The following is a 22294-nucleotide window of genomic DNA, read 5'->3' on the forward strand; positions in this document are numbered from 1 at the left end:
CTAAGAACTTGGCGCTACTCGCTTCTCTTTCAACTGTTCAATCACATAGTCAGGTGCGACTTTACCAAGCTCAGTCAAACATTCATCCGTTTTTTCATTACCGTAACGAACGTAAATATCACATACAGCATAGAGTTGCTCTGGAGCGCCAGAAATCAAATACGCCTTTTCAAATGATTTTGTCGACTTGTCGATATCGAGATCTTCTTGCAATACACCGTTGAGATACCAGTAATAGCTGTTGTCTTTCGCTAACTCAGCAGCCACTTCGATCTCTTTTGCTGCGGCGCCCTTCTCTTCTAATCGAACTAAGGTCAACGATTTTGAGTAATGCAAAGCCGCATTGTCCGGTACATTCGCTAAACCGCGATCTAACACTTCAACCGCTTGTTGGTCTTTCTTCTGAGCTCGGAAGTTGTCTGCGTAGCTCAACCATACTTGAGGATCATTTTGATGCGTTTTGATCAGCTCTAAATAAACCGCTTCTGCCTTTTCCCACTCATTGTGCCAACGTAGGACATCTGCAAACAGTAACTGAAACTTCTCTGATTCTTGTGTTTCCAAGAAAGTGATCAGCTCTTTTACCGCAGGTTCAATTTCCGCTTTTTGCACTTCATCTAGGGTATTGAAATCACGAACTAAATTCGATGTTGCTGTGTGGCGAACCATGGTATCGCTGTCTTTAAGCAAAGGGGAAACCAATGCCCAGCGATGCTCCAATTGATATGGTTCAGAGCCAATAACCGCAGCTTCGCGCACTTCAGGGTCTTGGTCTTTCAAGCCTCTTGCAACGGCCACCAGCGCGTTTTGGCTTGGGTATGAAGCCAATTCTTGCAAAGCTCCTGTGCGGTTTTCAATAGACTGATTCTTATCTTGTGCCATGTAAGACAACTGCTGAATGCGTGTTTGAGTGTCTGTCATTTCAAGCACTTGATTAATGTTCTGTGCAGGTGCGTCAACTGTGGCTTGGACGCTGTTAGCTGCCATTGCAGATGTTGATAGCAATGCGGACGTTGAAATAACTAAAGCAACCGCTGTCGCTAAACTCTTCTTGATCATAGTGGTACCTTAAACTTGAGAATTTAGCCTGTCCCTAGACTCATATCTGATTGATTGTCGTTAAGATTGATAGACCTTGAATTAGAACTTGGTCTCGAACGTCGCTTGTTTGGCCATCTCGGCACGACGCGCCATCATTACAGAATCGCTGTATTTCCCGTGTGCCACCGGGTGTCTCATAGCACGAGCGATGTACGCCATTGATTTATCAACATGAGAAAAGAACTTGTGCCAACCCGCACATAAGTAATTCAAACCCGGCTCACCTGAACGAGTTTTAATAAAGCGGTTTTTAGGACACTCACCATGACAAGCAAACTTATAATCACATTGCTGACATTGGCTGGTTAATGTGCGTGATTTAGCAAAGCCAAACTTCTGTTGTGAAGCGCTGTACGCCAGATCATCCAACTTCTCGTGATGGATATTCCCGATTTTGTATTCTGGATAAACATAGTGGTCACATGAGAAAACGTCACCATTAGACTCCATAGCAAGGCCTTTTCCGCAAATCTCGTTCAAGGTACAAAGTGGATTAGGACGACCAATCCACGTTTCTAAACTTGCTTCGAAATATTGCACGAACACTTTGCCAATATCGTTTTTCGCCCACTCATCAAACACGGTAATCAGGAAGTTACCCCACGCCAGATCTGATACACACCATGACTCCATAATGGAATCTTTATGACCCGGGATCAGGCGCTTGTCACCCTGCTTCAATTGCTCGCTCACTTGAGAAGTTTGCGGTGCAACCGTTCTAAAGGTTTTTTGCTCAACGATTGGGATAAATTGCATTTGTGGCGACTTCACCACATCACGTAAGAATCGGTACACTTCTAGTGCATTTTGACTGGTCAGGTTGTTCACGCAGGTTAACGTCGCGAATTTCACATGGTGTTTGTGCAACAGTTCAACCGCAGCCATTACTTGATTGAACGTACCACGACCGGCTCGGTTAGTACGGTAGGCGTTATGCAGCATCTCTGGGCCATCAATACTTAAGCCTACCAGGAAGTTATTCTCTGCTAAGAATTGCCCCCAATCGTCATTCAGTAATGTGCCATTGGTTTGTAGGTCATTGGAAATCAATACACCTTCAGGTTGATACTTCTTCTGTAGTTCAACCACACGTTCAAAATAAGCCAAACCAAGCATGGTAGGTTCACCACCTTGCCATGAAAAGATGATCTCAGGTGTATTTTGACCTTCGATGTATTGTCGGATGTAGGTCTCTAATGTTTCATCATCCATTCTTGGAGAACTGCCTTTCTTGTACTCCAACAAATCTTGCTTACTAAGGTAATAACAATATTTACAGTCAATGTTACATGCTGCGCCAATTGGCTTCGCCATAACATGTAAGCGTTTAGACGCTTTGCCATTATATTGAGGACCTTGAGTAATGTGCATGATTTACCTACCTATCTTAGTGTCTTGTTCCCATAATAATTCCGAATGAAGTCAGTGGCATGTTATACCCTTTATAACCAATTGGAATGAACGAAAACGTTAGAATTGACCTCTATTTCGAACATTTGAGGCACGTGATGAAATTTATCAATTACAAACATTTAGCAGCAGTTAGTGGCGTCACCATGACTATTCTTCTTAGCGGCTGTTCAAGCGTGCCAACGCACCCTATCGCCCAACAAATTGATCAAGATATGGTGTTGGTTGAAGGTGGGACATTCACCATGGGCTCAAACAGCCCAGAAGCAAGTAAAGCCGAGCGTCCAGCACGTAGTGTTACTGTAGATAGTTTCTACATCGCGAAGTTTGAGGTGACTCAAGAATTATTCGAATCAGTAATGGGCTCATCTCTCAGTTACTTCCCAAATCCGCAAGTTCCAGTCAATAACCTGAGCTGGCAACAAGCAAACTATTTCGTAGAGCAACTCAATAAGTTAACGGGTGAAGAGTACCGTTTGCCAACAGAAGCCGAATGGGAATTTGCAGCCAAAGGTGGCAACAAGAGCAAAGGCTATACTTACAGTGGTTCCAACAACTTAGATGATGTTGCGTGGTACTCAGCAAATTCGAAAAATAGCGCACACCCAGTCGGGCTAAAGAAGCCAAATGAACTAGGCTTATATGACATGACAGGTAATGTTGGCGAATTCGTTATCGATGCCTTCGATGACACCTTCTACCGATTTGGTCCGACAGACAATCCAAACAACGCTAAACACAGTGACGTAGGCTTATCACATAAGTCTGTTCGCGGTGGCAGTTTTGCTTATGACGAAAATGAATCGGAAAGTTACCGTCGTGATTTCGCAAGCCAATCCATCACCATGTCTGACATGGGACTGCGCCTAGTTAAAGACGCAGACTAAGCGCATCGCGGAATAAGTTTATCGCGTCGTTTATAACGCTAAACAGAACTCATGCGACACAAACGTTTTCACGCTACGGCAATACTGAATAAGGACACTCTATGCAATACACCAAGCTTTCAGGTCTTACACTTGCTCTACTCTGTGCTTTACCCGCAACAGCTGCAGAGAAACCAGATTTGGTTCTTCAAATCACGGTTGATGGTCTGCGTGCCGATCTTATAGAGCGCTATAAGCATAACTTTGGTGAGGGTGGCTTTCGGTATTTGATGGATGATGGCACGTATTACACCAATGCCAATTATCAGCATGGCAACACGGAAACAATTGTAGGACACGTCTCTCTGGCTACGGGTGCTCCACCTAGCGTTCACGGCATGGTGGGTAATGTTTGGTACGACCGTAGTGAAGAGCGTTTAGTGTATAACGTAGAGCATGGCAACTACACCATGCTCACTTCTGGCGCAGGTGTCGACAAAGCGACAGAAATCGATCCGACACAAAAAGCAGCACAAGGCGATGGCCGTTCTCCCGAGCCAATCCTGTCGACCACGTTTGGTGACGAGCTGATGATCTCAAATAGCGGAAAATCTAAGGTTTTTGGTGTTTCAGTTAAAGATCGTGGTGCAATCTCTTTAGCGGGACACAGTGGCAAAGCCTTCTGGTTCTCTAAAGCACAATCTGAATTTGTCACGAGTGATTACTATTATGATGAATACCCAGATTGGGTATCTCGTTGGAATGAAAAGAAAGTTGCAGCGCAATACTCGAAACAGAAATGGGAACTCTCGTTACCACGTGAACAATATACCCTTCAAGAGCACGGTACCGATTACAAGGTTAAGCTAGGTGATTTCCAACGCACCTTCCCTCACCCTTATGGCCCAGCGAGTTATAAATACTACAGCACCACGTTAACCGTGAGCCCTGCTGGTGATGAAATTACTGAAAACTTTGCCAGCACACTATTAATGCAAGAAAAACTTGGGCAAGGCGATGCCACCGACTACCTATCGGTTAGCTTCTCATCGAACGATTATGTGGTTCACCTCTACGGCCCAGAAAGCTTAGAAACGGAAGACAACCTAATTCGACTTGATAAGACCATTGCGAAACTTTTAAAAACCGTCGATGACCAAGTGGGCTTAGAAAACACACTCATTGTTCTGTCCGCCGACCATGGCGTACCTGAAGCGTCGCCTGCGGCAAAAGCGCTTGGTTTTAGTCAGGCACAATACTTCGACAAAGATGCTCTGCTTTCAAGCGGTGTCGAGAAGCGATTGAAAGATGAATTCGGCTTATCTAAAGACGCAATTCGCCTGTATGCACAGCCTTACATTTATCTGAATCATGAACTTATCGCTGAGAAGAAACTTGACCTAGCAAAAGTGCAAGAAGCGATGGCTGATGAGATTGCCAAAATAAAAGGCGTAGCGTTTGCTGTTTCAAGTAGTGACATCGCGAAGAACAGATTACCTGACACACATGTGATGCAGCTCGTCAAAAACAACTATCACCCTGCTCGTTCTGGTGACGTTTATGTTGTATTTGCACCGCGCAGCTACATCAACGACATGGAAGGTCTTCAGATCGCGTCGAAACATGGTTCGCCATGGAAATACGACACTCACGTACCGGTTATCTTCGCAGGTTATGATGTTGAAGCTAAAAAGGTATCACGAGCAGTTACACCTTATGATATAGCACCGACCCTCTCTAATAAGCTAGGCATCACACAGCCAAGTGGTTCGATTGGTGAGGTATTGAAAGAAATCGTCGACTAAACGCATTGACACTAAACCAGGTTAAACCTGTGCATTACGAACGATAATAAAGCCGCTTACCTAATACAGGTAAGGGGCTTTTTCACTGCTGTAGTGCCGGGAACGTTCAGTGCACTAGTTTTTGCCCGAATAACGGAAAGCTTCTCGAGTTAACTGGCTCAACTCTTCATCATCCATCTTGTTGTGCACCACGGTGATTCTGCCTAGATAAATCAACGGCACTTCTGTTTGTCGACCTTCCAAGTGAAACTTGATGGCTTCTGCAGTGGCAACCCCCAGATCGTCACTCATTCGCATTGGTGTTGCATCAAGCTCGTCAGATCGAATTTTCTCTATCTCTTTTGCGGTTCCACCCCAACCTGTCACATATATCTCAGACAGCTTGTCTGCTTCGCCTAGCGCGTCCACAGCACCCATCGTCATTGCCGTGTTCGCATTATGAACCATGGTCACTTCTGGAAAGTTACCCAAAACCAAACGGATCCCATCAGCACCACCAATTTTTTGATACTGCCCAAAATGCTCATAAATCGTTAACCAATCACCCTTCTCTTCAACACAATCAATAAACCCTTGAGAGCGTTGTGTATCTGTAATACCTGGAATACCTCGGTTAGCGGAAAACTCCACGTCGTTACCCAGCTCTTTGACCACGTGGTCACACAACACCTCGGCTCCCATTTCGCTGGAAAAATCAAACCAACTATCAGGTTGGTGAGTCCACTGTTCGTTTGGCGTGTGAAATGCCCAAATGAAGGTTTTAAAGTCAGAGGAAGCCGCCAGTTTTTGGATATTACCGGCTTGTATATCCAACTCTGATGGTCCAAAAATGACAAAGTCGTATGGTTTTTCAAAGCTAAGAACTTGCTCGGTGTATTGAGTTTGAAGTGAGTGTTCGATCTGCCTAGATATAAATTCATCAATCTCAAATTTAAGCTGTAAGGCAATCAATCTTTCCTTCAACGCGATGAAATTACGTATCCAGAAATCAGAAATATCTGCACTTGGATAAATTAAAGCGATCCTTACGGGCTTTTCAGAAGATTTCGTTGCTAAAGAAATGGGCTCTCCGCTTACAGTCTCTTGAAATTTTTCAAGTTTTTCAAAATCACCGTCAGGCCTTTCCCCATCAGCGCTCACAGGCTGTGAAACCATAAAACAAGTAGTTAGGAGCAGAGGTAAAAGGATTTTATAATTTTGACCCAGCATAAATGTTACCAAGTGTTTGAATGTTTATTAACAATATTATAAATATAGCGAGATAATAATTTAAAGACTTTTATAGAGCTGATGAATAGAACATTTCACTTTGCGAGTTTATTGCTTGCTATCACTTGCAGCTCAACGAGTTTTGCAGGTTATCCAGAGGACGTATTTTTCAAATACGCAGAAAACAAAGTCACACGTGCTGTATCAAACCAAGTCACATGGGGAGGCCCGACGGAAGGTCCAGCCGTACGCCATGAAAAGAACATTATTTTTGTAGCGTCAGATCTGCGCAACGGCGGTGTTTATGGCGTAGGTAAAGGTTTATCGGAAGCCATATCCAACATTGATTGGCACCTTCGTTTTATCGACGGTCTAGGCTCTGAAGTTCGCCAAGGGGCGGCAATAAGAAAAGCGATAGGTTTTCATCCAGATGCAATCGTACTTGGTGGAATTGATGCTGTCCGCCACCAAAAGATCTTAAAACAAGCTCAAGATTTAGGAATTACTATCATTGGCTGGCACGCCACGGAGCTAGCGGGTGGAAACCCTGATATTGGTCTCTTCACAAATATCACGACCGACCCATTAGATGTCGCTGAAGTTGCGGCCTTGCTTGCGATTGTTGACTCCAACGAACAAGCAAAAATTGTGGTGTTTACAGACCCAAACTACGAAATTGCGATGATTAAAGCTAACGCTATGGTCGACACCATCAAGCAATGTCGTAACTGTGATGTTCTGGAGCTTATCTACCTACCACTCGATCAAATTGACCAAAAGATGCCTGCTACCTTGAAGATGCTGGATAAAAAACACGGCGACAATATCACTCATATTTTGGCGATAAACGACCTGTATATCGACTATGCCATTCCCTCTTTGGAATCTAACCTAGAAGAAAACAAACTGATTCCAAACAATATTTCTGCGGGAGATGGTAGCAAAGCCGCCTACAAGCGAATCAACAGAGATCAGTTCCAATCCGCGACTGTTCCAGAGCCTTTATACCTACAAGGTTGGCAAATCGTTGACGAACTCAACCGAGCATTCAACAGCATGCCACCAAGTGGTTATTCTGCGCCTGTTCACCTCGTGACTCCAAACAACGTCGCAGAGCTGATTAACAACGAAGCGACTGGTATTTATGACCCTAAAAATGGTTACCGTGAAGCGTATTTGAATATTTGGAAGCCGCAATGAAACTGAATCAAATAAACATTACCCAGCGTTTCATCATCTCCAACTTCATTTCGCTACTTATCGTCAGCCTTGCTGTGATCATGGTGATTCGCTCTTTATATTATGTTGAGTCGACACTTAAAAACGAAACCTCAACACATGTATCTGAGTTGATTGTGAATTCAGAAATCAGCCGCCGAGTTTTCACGCTTACCTCTCGAGTGAAACTGCTCGAACAAACCTTTTTGTTCAGTGAAAACACCTTGTCGGAAGAAGCATTTAACGTTGACTACCAACTTCAAAAGCTCAGAGATCTATCGACCAATGAAGGGTTTTCACAGAAGATCGATGCGTTCATCGATAACTTCCATCGTTTCTTGGGTAGCTCGCTAGCACTCAATCGAATACTCAAGCAAACCAATCAAATTGATGCAACCCTAGCGGCACAATTGAACCAACTAGAGTTTGCGATTGCCGACAGCAAGCTCAAGCACCTCAACCAACATGACTTTATTCGTTATAACAACGAGCTCGATCTCATGAACATGTTGAGAGAGTCCTTTCTTACTTCAGGAAAAATGGTCGGTGATATCCATAGCCGCATTACGCCAGAAACAGAAAAAGTGCTTTTGATTAAAGTCGAAAAAGAGCTCGACATATTCTTGCTGCACTTAGAAAACGTTGATATTGAAACTGCGGCAGTTATTGAACAGAAGAAGCGTATTCAAAAAACAGTTAAACGCTATAACGCAGCGTTGAAACGAATTCGAGCCAACCTTGAGCAACGCTGGCTTGTGATGGCTTCGCTTTTAGATGCGCAAAGCGACTTACTCGAAATGGTCGAGAACACAGAATCACGCGTTCAAAATCAAGCATTAGCGCTTACCGCTCAATTGGAAGAAGAGATCGGCGAATCAAGACTTAACGCCATTATGATCAGTTTCTCTGCCGTTATCTTGTCTCTACTGCTACTTAACTATGTGGTAAGGAACCACATTCAAAAACCATTGAATGCACTCAAGCACGGTTTTGACCGCTTAGAATCTGGCAGCTTGAGAGAGCCTATTGCACTTGGCAGAAACGATGAGTGGTCTCATTTGGAGAAAGCCTACAATGATATGGCAGGAAGGTTGTCTGAAGCTTATCTAGAGCTAACTGAGGAGAAAAAGAACTTCGACTTTCTCGCCCACCACGACCCATTAACAGGGTTGGCGAACCGACTGTTAGCCACAAAAAAACTGGATGAAGAGATCAAACGTTCACGCGAACAAGATTCCTGTTTCTTGCTCTTTTATTTAGATATCGACGAGTTTAAAACCATCAATGACTCTCTCGGTCATGGACAAGGTGACAACCTACTTATCAATGTATCGAATATTCTAACCACCCTAGTTGGCCATAACGGTTTTGTTGCACGAATGGGCGGTGATGAGTTTATGGTCGTGTTCTCTAACATCAGCTTGAGCGAAGGCGAACAGCTAGCAGAGCGTTTAAACCAATCACTTCGCAAGCCTTACTATACCGAAGACAACTCAATATTTGTTGCGGCCAGTATCGGCGTATGTGAATACCCCACTCATGGGGCTAACGGTGAAACTTTAATTCGAAATGCCGACACCGCCATGTATCACGCGAAGCGCAATGGCAGAGACCAATATCGTGTTTATGCCGATAAGATGACCCACGAAGTGAACGATCTCATCGAAACCAATATGGGTCTGCATCAAGCGGTTGCTAACGATGAACTAGAAGTGTTTTTCCAACCAAAAGTCGATTTAGATTCGCAAGCGATCATTGGGGCAGAAGCACTTGTTCGTTGGCGACACCCAAAGCTTGGTCTACTTTCACCAGTGGATTTTCTGGAAGTGGCAGAAAAGAGTGACCTGATTATCGACATCGATAAATGGGTATTTAAGAAAGTGGCGAACCTGATTACTGAATGGCAACGTTCTGGAATCAATTTAGAGGGAGTGACTTTCTCTATCAACTTCTCTGCGCGAATGTTTTACATGACCGATCTTGCAGAACAACTGCAAGTCATACTCGATGAAACCGACTGCAAACCGCATCAGTTACTACTTGAGATAACAGAAAGAGACATGATGCGAGATTTCGAAACCTGTTCGAGAACCATAGAAGTGCTTCATTCTAAGGGTTATAAGATCGCAATTGATGATTTTGGTACCGGCTATTCATCTCTTTCGGTACTAAAAAACCTCTCCGCTGACTGCGTCAAATTAGACCGTAGTTTTATCGAAGACATCAACTCATCCAAGGTCGATTACGAGATCACATGTGCGGTATTGAAACTAGCTCAGATCCTTGATTTTTCAGTCATAGCAGAAGGACTTGAAACACAAAGCCATGTCAAAACCTTACGTCAGATAGGCTGTAAATACGCGCAAGGCTATTTCTTTGCTCGACCTCTACCTATCGATGACTGGGTCTCTTATTTTGTTGGCAATGCGGAGCAAGCATCACAAGCATCACAAGCATCACAAGCATCAGTATAAGCTGTCGCTTCAAACTCAGTGGAATCAGTCGTTTTTGACCTACTCCAGACGTAATAAAAGCGTCTGGAGTGGGTGTACGAAACCACCACTAAACAGACGGATGCGCTAAGCCGAGACCTCTTTTGCTGCGGCTTTGATCTTGTCACGTAACCACTTGTGGCTTGGTTCGTTAGTGCGGCTTGGATGCCAAATCATACACATATCGAGGTTGTCCAACTCGAATGGTAGAGGGAGTGTTTTAACCTTGTACTTTTCGGAGAAACAACGCACCGATGACATAGGTAGCATTCCGATATAATCAGAACTCTCAATCACTGGCAGCATCTCAACGACCCCTGCTGCTCGGTACACTACTCTACGCTTTTCTAAGTCTCTAAAATGATCAGAGCTCAATAAGCTTCGGCGTGCGTGCCATTTTGATACCACAACATGCTCAAGTGATAAAAACTGCTCCATATCGATGGTATCACCGATTGACGGGTGATCTTCTCGGCATACAACCACCAGCTCTTCAGTGGAAACGACCTCATGCTTGAGCGTCGTTCGGCCTCTTGGCGTCATATCGATGATCACATCGTGTCTTTGCAGCCTCAGGTCAGACTCGTAGTCTTCAGTAAACAGTGGGTGAATTTCCAGCGCAATACCCGGTGCTACCTGGCTGATCAGTTGCATCACCTTAGGCATCATTTCATAGCTGGCCGCCGATACACAGGCGATAGAAAAAACGCGACCAGAGGTTTTAGGGTCAAAGTCTCTTGATGCAGACAATGTCGACGTGAAGTTCTTCAGTGCCGCCGCCATCGCTGGGTAGATGTCCATTGCGAAAGTGGTTGGCTCAACACCTGAAGTGGTACGGTGAAACAGTGGCTCATCATAGATATCTCTCAACCTCGCAAGTGCTTTACTCACAGCTGGCTGGCTGATATCCATGCGGCTAGCAGCTCTAGACAAGTTCTGCTCTTCATAGATAGCGACAAATATTGGAATTAAATTTAGCTCGGTACTTTTCATACAGTTCCATATTAAAGAAGCAGGTTCCCTATAGTAGAGAACCTGCCGATTATGTTCGATGCGAATTGCTAAAAGTTGTGCGTAATGCCTCGATAAACCCCGAATTTTTATGGGTATTTCAATTGAACCAGTGCATTACGTGCCTACTTAATTTTGTCTTTTAAGTCTGGCAAGGCTTTAGGAATTTTCAAGCGACCTGCGATTGAGCGAGATACATGAGAGTTAGTCCGGTGATTGGCGAGTTTTTTTAACCCTTTCCACAAACGTTTAAACACGCTCTTATCTTCATGTCCTTGCTGAAGAGCAGTGCTATCATCAAGCCATGACTTTTCGGTGCTGGCTTTCGATAACTCTAACTCCGTCGTTTGGTATCGTAATTGAGTGTAAACAAACGTACGTAATGCAGCCCAGTCGCCCTGCTTAACTAGGCGTCTCATCACTAACCACGTCGGTGTTGGTCGAGCCGCGTAATAACGCTTACCAACAACAAACAGCAAAACACATGCTAACGACACTAAACCAATCGTGATGAATACCGACATATAGGCTTTAACAAAGGACTGTAATGTGTGCTTGGCTTCAAACACTTCGCCTTTAATTACGACATTTTCTAAACGTTGTTTGTCGCTATTCCACCATTGGAACTCAAATTCAGGGAGTGTCAGTTCACCACCTTGTTGAATCACATAGACTGATTCTTCAATTCGGCTTGAACGATAGTCCCCTCGCTCTTGGGTATCATCAAGACGATTCGGTTGTGGATAGGCTTGATACTGCTGTGTAGATTCGTTCGTTAGTACGTTAGGTAACAACACAGATAAGCTGTCTTTTGCCTTAATGGTCACTGTTCGAGTGATCGCATCGCCAACTTTCAGCTCATCACTAGAGCGTTGCCACTTTTGCTCAACCTCAACATCCGTTGCTGCGAACCAAGGCGTGTCTTCGCTCAATAATCCAGAAGGTAACGAAGCTTCAAACTTAATCGGTTGTGTGTAAAGTGTACCAGTCACGTTAGAACCGTCGGGAGCTGATACCTTTATAGTCACAGGCAAGGTAGGAATAACAAAAGCACCCGATGCCATCGGATAAAGAGTGATTTCCCAGCGCTGGCGAGACCAAGTAGTACCGCCTACTCTCTCTGTGTAATTCGTTGCAAGCTGATTACGCTGCTTTGCAATCACGTTTGGGATTTCAATGCTACCGATACGTGTGCCACCCGTAAACCAACGTGGGGTCGCGACTTCGATATTCAAAATCACTTGCTCATTAACGCTTACCTTAGCCGGCGTTATTTTATCACCCGGTTTCGGTTTTTCTCCGACCCATGCAATAAGCTCAACATCACCACTGCGCTGAAGGTCATAAATATCACGAGCGTAGGCTGAAGAGGAACACAAGGTGATAAGCAGAGCCATCAACATAACAACGAAACCATGCTGTACATGACTTAACGGCTTAACTGAGTTCGAATCTCTAGAGTAACTGAGAGCCAAAAACTGACAATAACTCATTACTTTTGCTCCTCGCTAGATACTGGCGATGGTTCACGCAATTGGATTTGAAACTTAGCTCGAAGGAAATACTTAGGATCCGCTTCCACTCGCTTTAACCACTTATCGGCGAGTTCTTGACTACCAAGAATCTCATTCGCATTGAGCGTTTCTTTTAGCATGAGCTCGGCAACCGTCTCCTCTTCTGCACCATCGCCCGTACGTGGCTTGTCCTCGTCTAGTTCAAACGATTCTTCAGGGCCATCTGTTGTTCCTGCTTGGCTTTCACTGGTTCGGTTAACCTCTTCAACAATGCCATTAACCACGGCTAAGTTGTGCTGTACGTCAGGCTTTAAATTAGGGTCAAGGTCCGGCTTATCATTTAAGCTTTTCAGTAAATCTCGTGCAGCCAAATACTCTCGTTGCCTTGCTAGAGCACTGGCCGCGTTGTACAAACCAAAATCACTGTCGACTTGTAAGAACGCGCTATGGGCAAGCTTAAACTCTCGTGCGTAGTAGTAAGCAGCACCTTTCCTAAGTGGATCCTCAAAGTGTTTCGCCGCTTCTAAATACTGTTGTTGGTTTAACAATCGCTGACCCTGTTGGTCTGGTGTCAGCCATAAATCCCACCACCATTGGGCAGTTTTATCCCAAGCCGATAACGTTTCCACTTCAACAGGCCTGTCCGCCGTCAGTTTGACCGTTTCTGCCATTGAGTTCGGCGCATAAAAAGCACCTGTCGTCACAACACCAATTAGACACCATTGCACGAGCCAACCTTTGCGGAACCAAAGCAACATAATGAAGGCAATTGGGAACAACAATCCGTAGCCCATATCTTTCCAAGGCATCGAAGATTCGCCGTTTAGCTGCATGTTACGTTCTACCGCACTGTTAAGCGCTTTGATGTCAGAATCGTCTACTGTCACTTCAATCAAGCGACCACCGGTAGCCTTGGCTAACGTGTTCAATGAATCAAGGTCTACTGGGTTATTACTCACAATTTGGCTATTACCCGCGGCCAAGATCAACAGTTGGTAACTGTTTTCATTAAAGAATTTTTCGTACGCCTTAATGGTTGTAGGATTCACACCATCAGATACTAGCAACACGGTTGAGCCAGGCTCACCAGACAATTGTTGTTGAACCAAAGGCAGGGCTTTCTCAGCAGCTTTACCATCAACAGGCATTATTTCAGGAGTGATTGCCGCCAAAAACGGCTCAAAAACTTTGCTATCTTGAGTAACCGGCATCGCGACATGAGCACTTCCCGCATACACAACTAAGCCAGTGTTACCGCCTTTACGCGCCGCCAATAAATCTCGAATTTTTTGTTTCGATCGCTCTAAACGACTAGGGGGTAAATCCTTTTCTAGCATGGATTCGCTGTTATCAAGTACCACCAACATCGAAGCTTTGTCTTCACCAAATGGCGATGCTTCACGCTGCCATGTAGGCCCTGAGCAAATAATGATCGCAATAGTCACGATAACCATCAGCAGCTTGAGTGGTAGCTGTTTACGCCACCCGGTCTCACCTATCGTCAACGCATTTCGTAAATGCTCTGGCAGAATGTCTTTCCAGCTCGGTTTGGTCTCTTCTCGCCAACGTAGCCAAAGTAAGAAAAACATCGGAATGAATGCTAAGAGCCAAAGTGGACGAATAAAATGAAACTGGGTAAAAAACTGTTGAACTGCGAGAGAATCAAACATCACTCTCTCCTTTCGTTTCAAGGTTCGACAAACGAACGGCACGGCGACGTCTTACCGTTGCAAGGCTAAATGCTGTGAGATACATGAGTACAACGACTGCCATTAAATAGTGGTGTAAGCTCTGCTTAGGTCGATACGTTGTGCTTTCGTATAACTGAGGCTCAAGTTGACCGATTTGCTCGTAGGCGGTACTGAGTTCATCACGGTTTAGCGCTTCAAATGCCTCACCGCCAGATTCAGAGGCGATACGCTTGATGGTCTCCATGTCCAAGGCTACTTCACCCACAGTCTGAGGGTCACCCATCGCAATCACGTGAATACGAACCCCTTTCGCCTTAGCCACTTTTGCAGCGTCAATTGGCTCTACAAAACTGCCCGTATCATTACCATCAGTTAGTACAATCACCACCTTCTCACGTTCGATATCGTTTTGGGCTTGTTCGGCAGACATCTGCTTGCCGCTCTGCTCGAACACTTTTATCGCTAAGCCAATCGCATCACCCAAGTGAGTGCTCTGCCCTGCCATAGCGACATCCGTTTGATTTAAGAGTTCTAGCCATACATCTTGGTCGGCAGTGAAAGGTGTTTGTACAAACGCAGCATCACCAAACAGGATTAAACCTAAGCGGTCGCCTTTTCTGGTTTTCGCAAAGTCCGCCAACACCTCTTTCGTTGCTTCCAAGCGAGAGATTTTCTTGCCTTGCTTAGATGTGAAGTCTTGTTCTGCCATTGATCCAGATAAATCAACAACCACCATGACATCTCGACCTAATTGTTCACGCACTTGAGGTTCACCAAGAATGGTCGGTTTAGCCAAGGCACAAACAACCAAAACCCAAGTAATAATGAGTGTGGTGCGTTGCCACCAGCTTGGCGTCAATTGACTTGCCCCTTCAGAAGGAGCTTCCCCAATCGCTTTCACCAATTCGTGGAAGAACGGCACTTTAATAGCCATTTGTTTGGTGCGATATGCAGGCACCGCTATGTAGACCAACAGAGGCAAAGGCAGTGCAACGAACCACAAAGGATGTGCAAATTCAAAGCTAGAAGAGAAGAGATTAATCATTTGCTTGCCCCTCAACCACCACTTGAACATCAGGCTTATGGAGCTTTAGCCACACCATAGAGGTTTGAATCACTTCCGAGCGCTGTTCAAAGGTCAAGCGTACCTTTTGATCAATGAGGCTTTGCATCCATATTTCTGAGATTTCCTCAGTAAAGAATGCGTTGTTATACTCTGTTTGGCCGTTCACAGGAAGGTGCGCATTCAAACGTTTCACATAAGCTTGCCCAAACAGCTTTGCATTGCTGCTGTCTAGATAACGCAGTACAACCTTAAGCACTTTAAAAGCCTGCTCAGGGGAGTTTTTGTCTCTCGCATCCAATAACATCAATTCATTAAGTGCTTCTTTTCGATAGCGATTATTCCACCATCTTAGAGCCAAACGATAGGCCAGATAGAGAGCCGCTAATAACAAGATAACGCCAAGGATCTTCCAACCAATGGTTTGTGGGGCCCAGCTAACACTATTAGGTACCGCCACATCGTGAAGTTCACGCAGGATATAAGTACTAGGGGGCGCATGTTCGACTGTCATTTAGCGCCCTCCCACTAACTTTTGTAACTGGGAAATATGATTGCCAGAGGTGTCTAATTCGATATATGGAAGGTTTTTCATCGCCATTAATTTAGCTAGAGATTGTTTTTGAAGTGCTGCTTTCTGAGCTAGGCTCTCGCTTGCAAGGCTTACCTTAGATTGGCTATCTAGGCTCAATTGAAAACGACCATCACCCACCACCCAGTTTGCGCTTGCAAGATCTCTTGGCAGTGAGCGCTCTAATGGGTCAGTGACCATGATGGCAAGGATATCGTTATGCTGTTGAAGTTGTTTCAAACGATCTAAGTGGTGCTCTTGGCAATCACGCCAATCGCTAATGAAGATTAGCGTCGACTGTTTTAACCTCATCCGCTTAATCAATTCGATCCATTGAGTAAATCCGACTCCTTCATTGTCACTCACATTCACTCCCAAACTTTGGTTCGCTTTAGCAAGGTGTTTGAGTTGGGAGAGCAAGTCAGACTGAGAACGCTGCGCTTTTGTGTGAAATAGCTTTTGGTGTGACGCCAAAACAAAACCGACGCGGTCTCCATCCTTAAGAACCCGCCAACCACACAATGCCGCCACTTCAGCGGCAACGACGGACTTCATGGTGTCTTGAGAGGCAAAAAACATGGAGCTGCGTTGGTCTACACAGATCATCACATTACGGTCTTTCTCTTCGGTGTAGCTACGAACATGTGGTTTCCCAGTTCGCATGGTAACTTTCCAATCGAGGTTACGGATATCATCACCGAGTTGGTAATGCCGTAACTCTTCAAAGTTCAAACCACGACCACGAAACAACGAATTGTGTCTTCCCGAAAGGACACCGCCCGCTTTTAGGTGAGGCAACAGAGAAAACGACTCAGCTTGCGCCTGTATTCGCACTAACTTTGAGTAATCACAGTACAGCCTTGGATCAAGGCCTTGCGATTTGGGAGCTTGTGTTGGCTTCGCCATGACGCCCCCTTATTATCCGATCTCTACGTTATCAAGTAGCTCTTCAACGACTCTCTGATGGTCAACACCGTCAGCAAGTGCGTCATAAGACAGCGAGAATCGGTGTCCCAATACGGTTGGTAACATAGCACGAACGTCATCCAACGTGACGTGGTCACGCCCTTGTAACCAAGCATAAGCGCGAGCACACTTATCTAGAGCGATAGAAGCACGTGGACTGGAGCCAATTTCAATCCATTTGGACAAGTTAGATTCTGGGTAACGTTCCGGCTTTCGAGTCGCCATAACTAACGCCACGATATAGTTTTCAACTAAATCAGATACCGCGATTTCTGGAAGCTGACGGCGTGCCTCAAGCACTAATTCAGGTTCAATATGTTGCGGAGTCACTAGCTCGGAACTGGTCTCATTGCCTAGCTCTTCGCTGCGAACCAAACGAATGATGTCGCGCTCTGCTTCGTCTTCTGGATAGTCGACCGTCACTTTCATAATAAAACGGTCCATTTGCGCCTCAGGTAGCGGGTATGTCCCTTCTTGCTCAACTGGGTTTTGAGTAGCGAGTACCATGAATAAATCAGGAAGGATGTGAGTTTGACCACCTACTGTGATCGTACCCTCAGCCATCGCCTCAAGCAGTGCCGCTTGTACTTTAGCTGGCGCACGGTTCACTTCATCGGCTAGGACAATACTGTTGAAGATAGGCCCCGGTTGGAAGTGCAGTTGAGGTTTCCCGCCTAGCTCTTGATACACCTCTGTACCCGTCACATCTGATGGCAATAGGTCTGGTGTGAACTGAATTCGACCAAAACTGGTATTTAATAAGTTGGCAAGCGACTTTACTGAACGCGTTTTCGCTGTGCCCGGAAGCCCTTCTAAAAGCACATGCCCATTGGTCAATAACCCTATCACCAGAGCCCGAACGACGTGACTCTGTCCGATAACACTTTTTTCTGTTTGTTCAATCAGTTGGTTTATTGCTTGTTGCGCATGGTTCATAGGTCTTCCTTTATTCAAACTGGCTGCGTACATCCTACTCACAAGCTCGATAACTATTGGTTATAAACGCAATAAGTGGTTATGGTGTAAAACGTTACAAACACCATAACCAAGGTCACTTCATCGTTTTATTTGAGCCTAGCCTTCAACTGGTTAATTGCCTCCGGTGGTGCCACTTTGCTCAATGATGAAATACACTGTTCAAATGCTTTTGGCACACCCGGTATATGGCTATTTCGCGCCAACACTTCACACTGTGCGTACAAATGTTGAGGGTTTCGGCTAAATTGATAAGCCTTGTGTAATGACTGGCTCGCCGCAAGCACATCCGATTTTTCCAATGCCAAGCCATACACATACCAATATTGCGGGTCAGTTTGTGCCGTTTCTGCCGCTTGTTTTAGATAACGCGTCGCTTGGTCGTAGTCTTTCACTCGCAGCAGCGACAGCCCTGTACTGTATGGCAATACACTCGATTTTGGCTGAGCTTGAATGCCTTGCTTCAAGGTTGCTAGTGCTTTAGGTTCATCCCCCAAAGCCCGATACAAATCAGCCAAGTTGGCGTAACTGTTCTCGAAATATGGTTCGATTTCGATAGCGCCTAAGTAGTACTCAATGGCTTGTTCGTGCTTACCTAAATCTCGGTAAACATTACCCAGATTGGTTCTTCCAAAACCTCTGTCACCATTAAAGCGCTGTATCTCAATGTACTCTTCCAATGCAGGCTTGATTTGGTCTTTCTGTAGCGGATTCATTTCTCCCCAATAACGGACTAGCGCGCCAGCTGTTTCTGAACGAATAGACAATACTGGGTCAGTAAGCAGTGGTTCTAGAATCTGCCAACGGTCGTAAAACGGGAAACCAGATGAGCCTTGTACAACGCCTAGACGGATCATCTCATCGTCATGTTTTACTGCCCTTGCTAATGAAATAAGAGTGTTCTTACCCGTATTACCAGACAAGCGCTCCAAGCTTGATGCTCGAATAATATTACTTAAGCTAGAATCCTGAGCCGAATACGCCAGTGCATCCTCCGCGCCTCTATGCCCTATTGAATCGGCATAAAAAGCCACAGCGAAATGCTGTTGGTTTCGATATTTAGAATCAGGGAACCATTGACCAATTTGCTTATCGGCCCATTGATCGGTTTTGTCTTCATGACAACTGGTGCACACGTTCGGCGTTTTAATATGTTGGCTAATATCCGGTCGCGGAACATGCCAGCTATGATCACGTCTCGGATCGACCTCCATATACGTCGTTTCAGGCATGTGGCAAGTGGTACATTTTGAAGCTTCTGTGTTTGCCTCATGGAAGGTGTGTTTTTCTGGTGTGTATTCGGATGCAATATGGCACTGGCTACATACCGCTTCTTCCGCAATTTTCAGCTCTGCGGTATGGGGATCGTGACAGTTAGTGCAAGTGACACCTTTCTCAGCCATCGCTGACTGCAAGAATGAACCGTAAACGTAGTCTTCATCATAGATTTGACCATCGTGATGATAGAGTTCCGGACTAATTAGGCTAAGACGATATTTATCGAAGAACGATCCCTTCACATGATCAGCAGTCTCATTCAGTTGTGTACGTCGGCTATGGCACTGAGCACAGGTCTGGACTTGGTTGGTATGAATGATGTCTTTCGGTTGAAGTGTTGAATTACCCTCTTGGTAAACCCACTCTTTGACTGACTTAGACAAATCACGGTCAAAACCATAATGCGCCGTGAGTTGAGCGCTTTTACCACTGTTGGCTTTGGCAGAATGGGCAGCTTGTTTTGCTTGTTCAACGTGCTCACTTGCAGGGCCATGACACGCCTCACAACCCACATTGATTTCAGACCAAGTTGTACTGTAGGTGTTGCTTGCCATGTCGTAGTTCTTTTCTAGGTTTGTTGAATGGCAATCAGCACACATGAAGTTCCAATTTTGGCCGCTATTGGTCCAATAAAATTCATCGGTGTTGGTTGTATCTGGGTAGAGGTGAAACCAGCGTTGCCCTCCCTCACTCTTGGTGCGAGAGTCCCAAGCAAAAGGAATCAGCTGAACACGGCCGTCTTCAAACTCAACCATATATTGCTGAAGTGGTTCAAAGGCAAAGGTATAACTGATTTTGTAATTTTTGAATTGACCATCTGGCCCTTCAATGTTGACCCAGAACTCATCACCTTTGCGAAAAAAACGATTTGGCTTGCCTTGATGCATGATGGTTTGGTTATCAAAATTACCTAAAACGGAATCATCTGTGGCGTGCTTCATCGCCATGTCATGATGAGAGCCCTGCCAAGCTTCTACTTCTGCGCTGTGGCAATCAATACAAGCCTCTGAGCCTATGTACGTGGCTGACGAACCACTTTCCGTAGATTTAGACACGGATTTAGTAGCTTTATCACTGACAGGCGACGCTTGTTCGCTCGCGCAAACATTGAAGCTCAATATCGTGAAAATCGCGGATAATACTGCAACTCGCTGGTGTTTCAATCCGTTCACTAGTGAGCACGACAATGCAGACATAACATTCCTTGTTTTATACATCCTTATGCTTAATAAGGTAGACGCAAAAACAACTAATTTACAATTATTTAGTAACCATAAGCTCGATTGTTGTGATTCATATTCAGGACATGTGGCTGCTCACTATTGCGCTCATAAAAAAGAGCTCCGAAGAGCTCTTTTCATACAGTTGGTATACCCAAGTAGTCGATTACTTGTTATGAGACTCCTGAAGTTTCTCCATAACCTGATCCAAACTAAAGCTCGCCGCTTTTTGACGTGGTGGATATTCAGCGAATGTTTCTAGGAACTTGCCAACATACGCTTGTGCTGGAACGAACATATACGCGTGGTCAAGCAGCCAGTCGTAGTATGTGTTCGAGGTGATATCAGCATTTTCGTATGGGTCCATTCTAAGGTTGAACAACTTAGGAAGACGCAGGGTCACAAACGGTTCAGCCCAAATTTGCATAGTACCCGTAGCTCGTTGCTCCATGAATACCGCTTTCCATTGGTTATAACGAAGCGCCGCTAAATCACCATCATCCGTGAAGTAGAAGATCTCATGACGACGACCTTTTTCTTCTTCACCCGTTAGGTAAGGAAGGAAGTTGTAGCCATCTAGGTGAAGCTTAAAGGTTTTATCACCCGCGGTATGACCTTTGAGTAGCTTCTCTTTGATCTGATCATCACCCGCTGCAGCAAGGAATGTTGGCATCCAGTCCATGTGATGCATGATTTCGTTAGAGACAGTTCCAGGTTCAATTTTACCCGGCCAACGAACCATGGCTGGCACACGGTATGCCCCTTCCCAGTTGGTGTTTTTCTCACCACGGAATGGCGTTGTACCTGCATCTGGCCACGAGTTCATATGTGGACCATTATCCGTAGAGTAGAAAACAATGGTGTTGTCTTTAATGCCTAAATCATCCACTTGTTTTATTAGCTGACCAACGTGTCTATCGTGCTCAACCATACCATCGGCATAGTTACTAATGCCGGTTACACCTTTACTGTCTGGCTGAACGTGTGTTCTAAAGTGCATACGCGTGGCGTTCCACCAAACAAAGAATGGTTTGTCGGCTTTAACTGCGCGATCCATAAAGTCGAGTGCCGCGTCTAGTGTTTCTTCATCTACCGTTTCCATACGCTTACGCGTTAAAGGACCAGTATCTTCAATCTTACCGTCAGCGAACGACTTGATAACGCCACGTGGCCCAAACTTCTTACGAAACTCTGGGTCTTTGGGGTAATCTTCATTCTCTGGTTCTTCCTCAGCATTTAGGTGGTAAAGGTTGCCAAAAAATTCGTCAAACCCGTGTGCTGTCGGAAGGAATTCGTCTTTGTCGCCCAAGTGGTTTTTACCAAATTGGCCTGTCATGTAACCCATAGGTTTGAGTAGCTCTGCAATCGTAGCATCTTCTGCTTGAAGACCAATATCCGCACCTGGTAAGCCTACTTTACTTAAGCCTGTTCGTAATACACTTTGACCAGTAATGAACGTAGAGCGACCTGCGGTACACGACTGCTCTGCGTAGTAATCGGTAAACATCATGCCTTCTTTAGCGATGCTATCAATATTCGGTGTTTGATAGCCCATTAAGCCAAAGGTGTAAGCACTAACATTAGATTGACCAATGTCATCACCCCAAATGACGAGAATATTTGGTTTTTCGGCGGCGAATGTGGTTGTGGAAGCCGCCATCATCGCTATCACCAAAATCGCTAATCGACGCTTGACGCCATATTTCGCTGTCATAGAAACCTCTTCGTAAGTTATTTGCATCCTGCCCTACAACGTATAGTTCATTTTTTACGCATGCGCGAGATTCCGTAAGCTATTAATCTTTTTGTCATTTTTATTGAGACACGGATACAAAACTTATTGGTTTAATTTGCATCGACAAACTTGATAGGGATCACACATGCAAACTAAGGGTTTATTAGAA

16 protein-coding genes are annotated in these 22294 nt (G+C 45.0%); 4 read left to right on the forward strand and 12 right to left on the reverse strand.

From position 1 onward, the window contains the following. Both L1D55_RS18105 and L1D55_RS18110 read right to left on the reverse strand, forming a co-directional pair. On the reverse strand, window positions 1-1059 hold the full coding sequence (locus tag L1D55_RS18105; protein ID WP_239918357.1) for a HEAT repeat domain-containing protein: 1059 nt from the start codon (window positions 1057-1059) through the stop codon (window positions 1-3). Window positions 1060-1140: 81 nt separating this feature from the next. Next, the gene (locus L1D55_RS18110; protein ID WP_239918358.1) at window positions 1141-2472 is read right to left on the reverse strand and encodes an anaerobic sulfatase maturase; all 1332 of its coding nucleotides are present in this window, start codon (window positions 2470-2472) and stop codon (window positions 1141-1143) included. Window positions 2473-2609: 137 nt separating this feature from the next. Here L1D55_RS18110 and L1D55_RS18115 point away from each other — a divergent pair, with 137 nt between their 5' ends. Continuing rightward, window positions 2610-3398 (forward strand): SUMF1/EgtB/PvdO family nonheme iron enzyme, encoded by a 789-nt coding sequence (locus L1D55_RS18115; protein ID WP_128164119.1) that lies wholly within the window; start codon window positions 2610-2612, stop codon window positions 3396-3398. Between the two features lie 101 nt (window positions 3399-3499). Next, the gene (locus L1D55_RS18120) at window positions 3500-5182 is read left to right on the forward strand and encodes an alkaline phosphatase family protein (protein ID WP_239918359.1); all 1683 of its coding nucleotides are present in this window, start codon (window positions 3500-3502) and stop codon (window positions 5180-5182) included. Between the two features lie 114 nt (window positions 5183-5296). On the opposite strand, the gene L1D55_RS18125 is transcribed toward L1D55_RS18120, so the two are convergent. Beyond that, a complete protein-coding gene (locus L1D55_RS18125; protein WP_239918381.1) occupies window positions 5297-6391 on the reverse strand; it encodes a substrate-binding domain-containing protein in 1095 nt (364 codons plus the stop codon). Window positions 6392-6472: 81 nt separating this feature from the next. Here L1D55_RS18125 and L1D55_RS18130 point away from each other — a divergent pair, with 81 nt between their 5' ends. Beyond that, complete coding sequence (locus tag L1D55_RS18130) at window positions 6473-7591, forward strand: substrate-binding domain-containing protein (RefSeq protein WP_171366384.1); 1119 nt, start codon at window positions 6473-6475, stop codon at window positions 7589-7591. Continuing rightward, window positions 7588-10083, forward strand: coding sequence for an EAL domain-containing protein (locus L1D55_RS18135; protein WP_239918360.1), 2496 nt, complete (start codon window positions 7588-7590; stop codon window positions 10081-10083). The genes L1D55_RS18130 and L1D55_RS18135 overlap by 4 nt, the downstream gene beginning before the upstream one ends. 105 nt (window positions 10084-10188) lie before the next feature. Here the strand turns inward: L1D55_RS18135 and L1D55_RS18140 are convergent, their stop codons facing one another. The 9 genes from L1D55_RS18140 to L1D55_RS18180 all read right to left on the reverse strand — a co-directional run bounded on the left by L1D55_RS18140 (window position 10189) and on the right by L1D55_RS18180 (window position 22104). Beyond that, the gene (locus L1D55_RS18140) at window positions 10189-11094 is read right to left on the reverse strand and encodes a LysR family transcriptional regulator (protein WP_239918361.1); all 906 of its coding nucleotides are present in this window, start codon (window positions 11092-11094) and stop codon (window positions 10189-10191) included. 143 nt (window positions 11095-11237) lie between these two features. Continuing rightward, complete coding sequence (locus tag L1D55_RS18145) at window positions 11238-12515, reverse strand: BatD family protein (RefSeq protein WP_239918382.1); 1278 nt, start codon at window positions 12513-12515, stop codon at window positions 11238-11240. A gap of 89 nt (window positions 12516-12604) precedes the next feature. Further along, a complete protein-coding gene (locus tag L1D55_RS18150) occupies window positions 12605-14296 on the reverse strand; it encodes a VWA domain-containing protein (protein WP_239918362.1) in 1692 nt (563 codons plus the stop codon). After that, the gene (locus L1D55_RS18155; protein ID WP_239918363.1) at window positions 14289-15362 is read right to left on the reverse strand and encodes a VWA domain-containing protein; all 1074 of its coding nucleotides are present in this window, start codon (window positions 15360-15362) and stop codon (window positions 14289-14291) included. Before L1D55_RS18155 ends, L1D55_RS18150 begins: the two co-directional genes overlap by 8 nt. Beyond that, window positions 15355-15894, reverse strand: coding sequence for a DUF4381 domain-containing protein (locus L1D55_RS18160; RefSeq protein ID WP_239918364.1), 540 nt, complete (start codon window positions 15892-15894; stop codon window positions 15355-15357). Before L1D55_RS18160 ends, L1D55_RS18155 begins: the two co-directional genes overlap by 8 nt. Beyond that, window positions 15895-16857: a DUF58 domain-containing protein gene (locus tag L1D55_RS18165; protein WP_239918365.1), complete on the reverse strand. Its 963-nt coding sequence runs from the start codon at window positions 16855-16857 to the stop codon at window positions 15895-15897. 12 nt (window positions 16858-16869) lie between these two features. Further along, window positions 16870-17853, reverse strand: a complete 984-nt coding sequence (locus tag L1D55_RS18170; protein ID WP_239918366.1) for a MoxR family ATPase — start codon at window positions 17851-17853, stop codon at window positions 16870-16872. Between the two features lie 128 nt (window positions 17854-17981). Then, window positions 17982-20366 carry a tetratricopeptide repeat protein gene (locus L1D55_RS18175; protein ID WP_239918367.1) on the reverse strand — a complete coding sequence of 795 codons (2385 nt, stop codon included), beginning with the start codon at window positions 20364-20366 and terminating at the stop codon, window positions 17982-17984. Between the two features lie 190 nt (window positions 20367-20556). Further along, window positions 20557-22104 carry an arylsulfatase gene (locus L1D55_RS18180; RefSeq protein WP_239918368.1) on the reverse strand — a complete coding sequence of 516 codons (1548 nt, stop codon included), beginning with the start codon at window positions 22102-22104 and terminating at the stop codon, window positions 20557-20559. Window positions 22105-22294: the final 190 nt, after the last annotated feature.

Origin of the sequence: Vibrio sp. Isolate22 (assembly GCF_022398115.1) — a bacterium.
GTDB lineage: Bacteria > Pseudomonadota > Gammaproteobacteria > Enterobacterales > Vibrionaceae > Vibrio.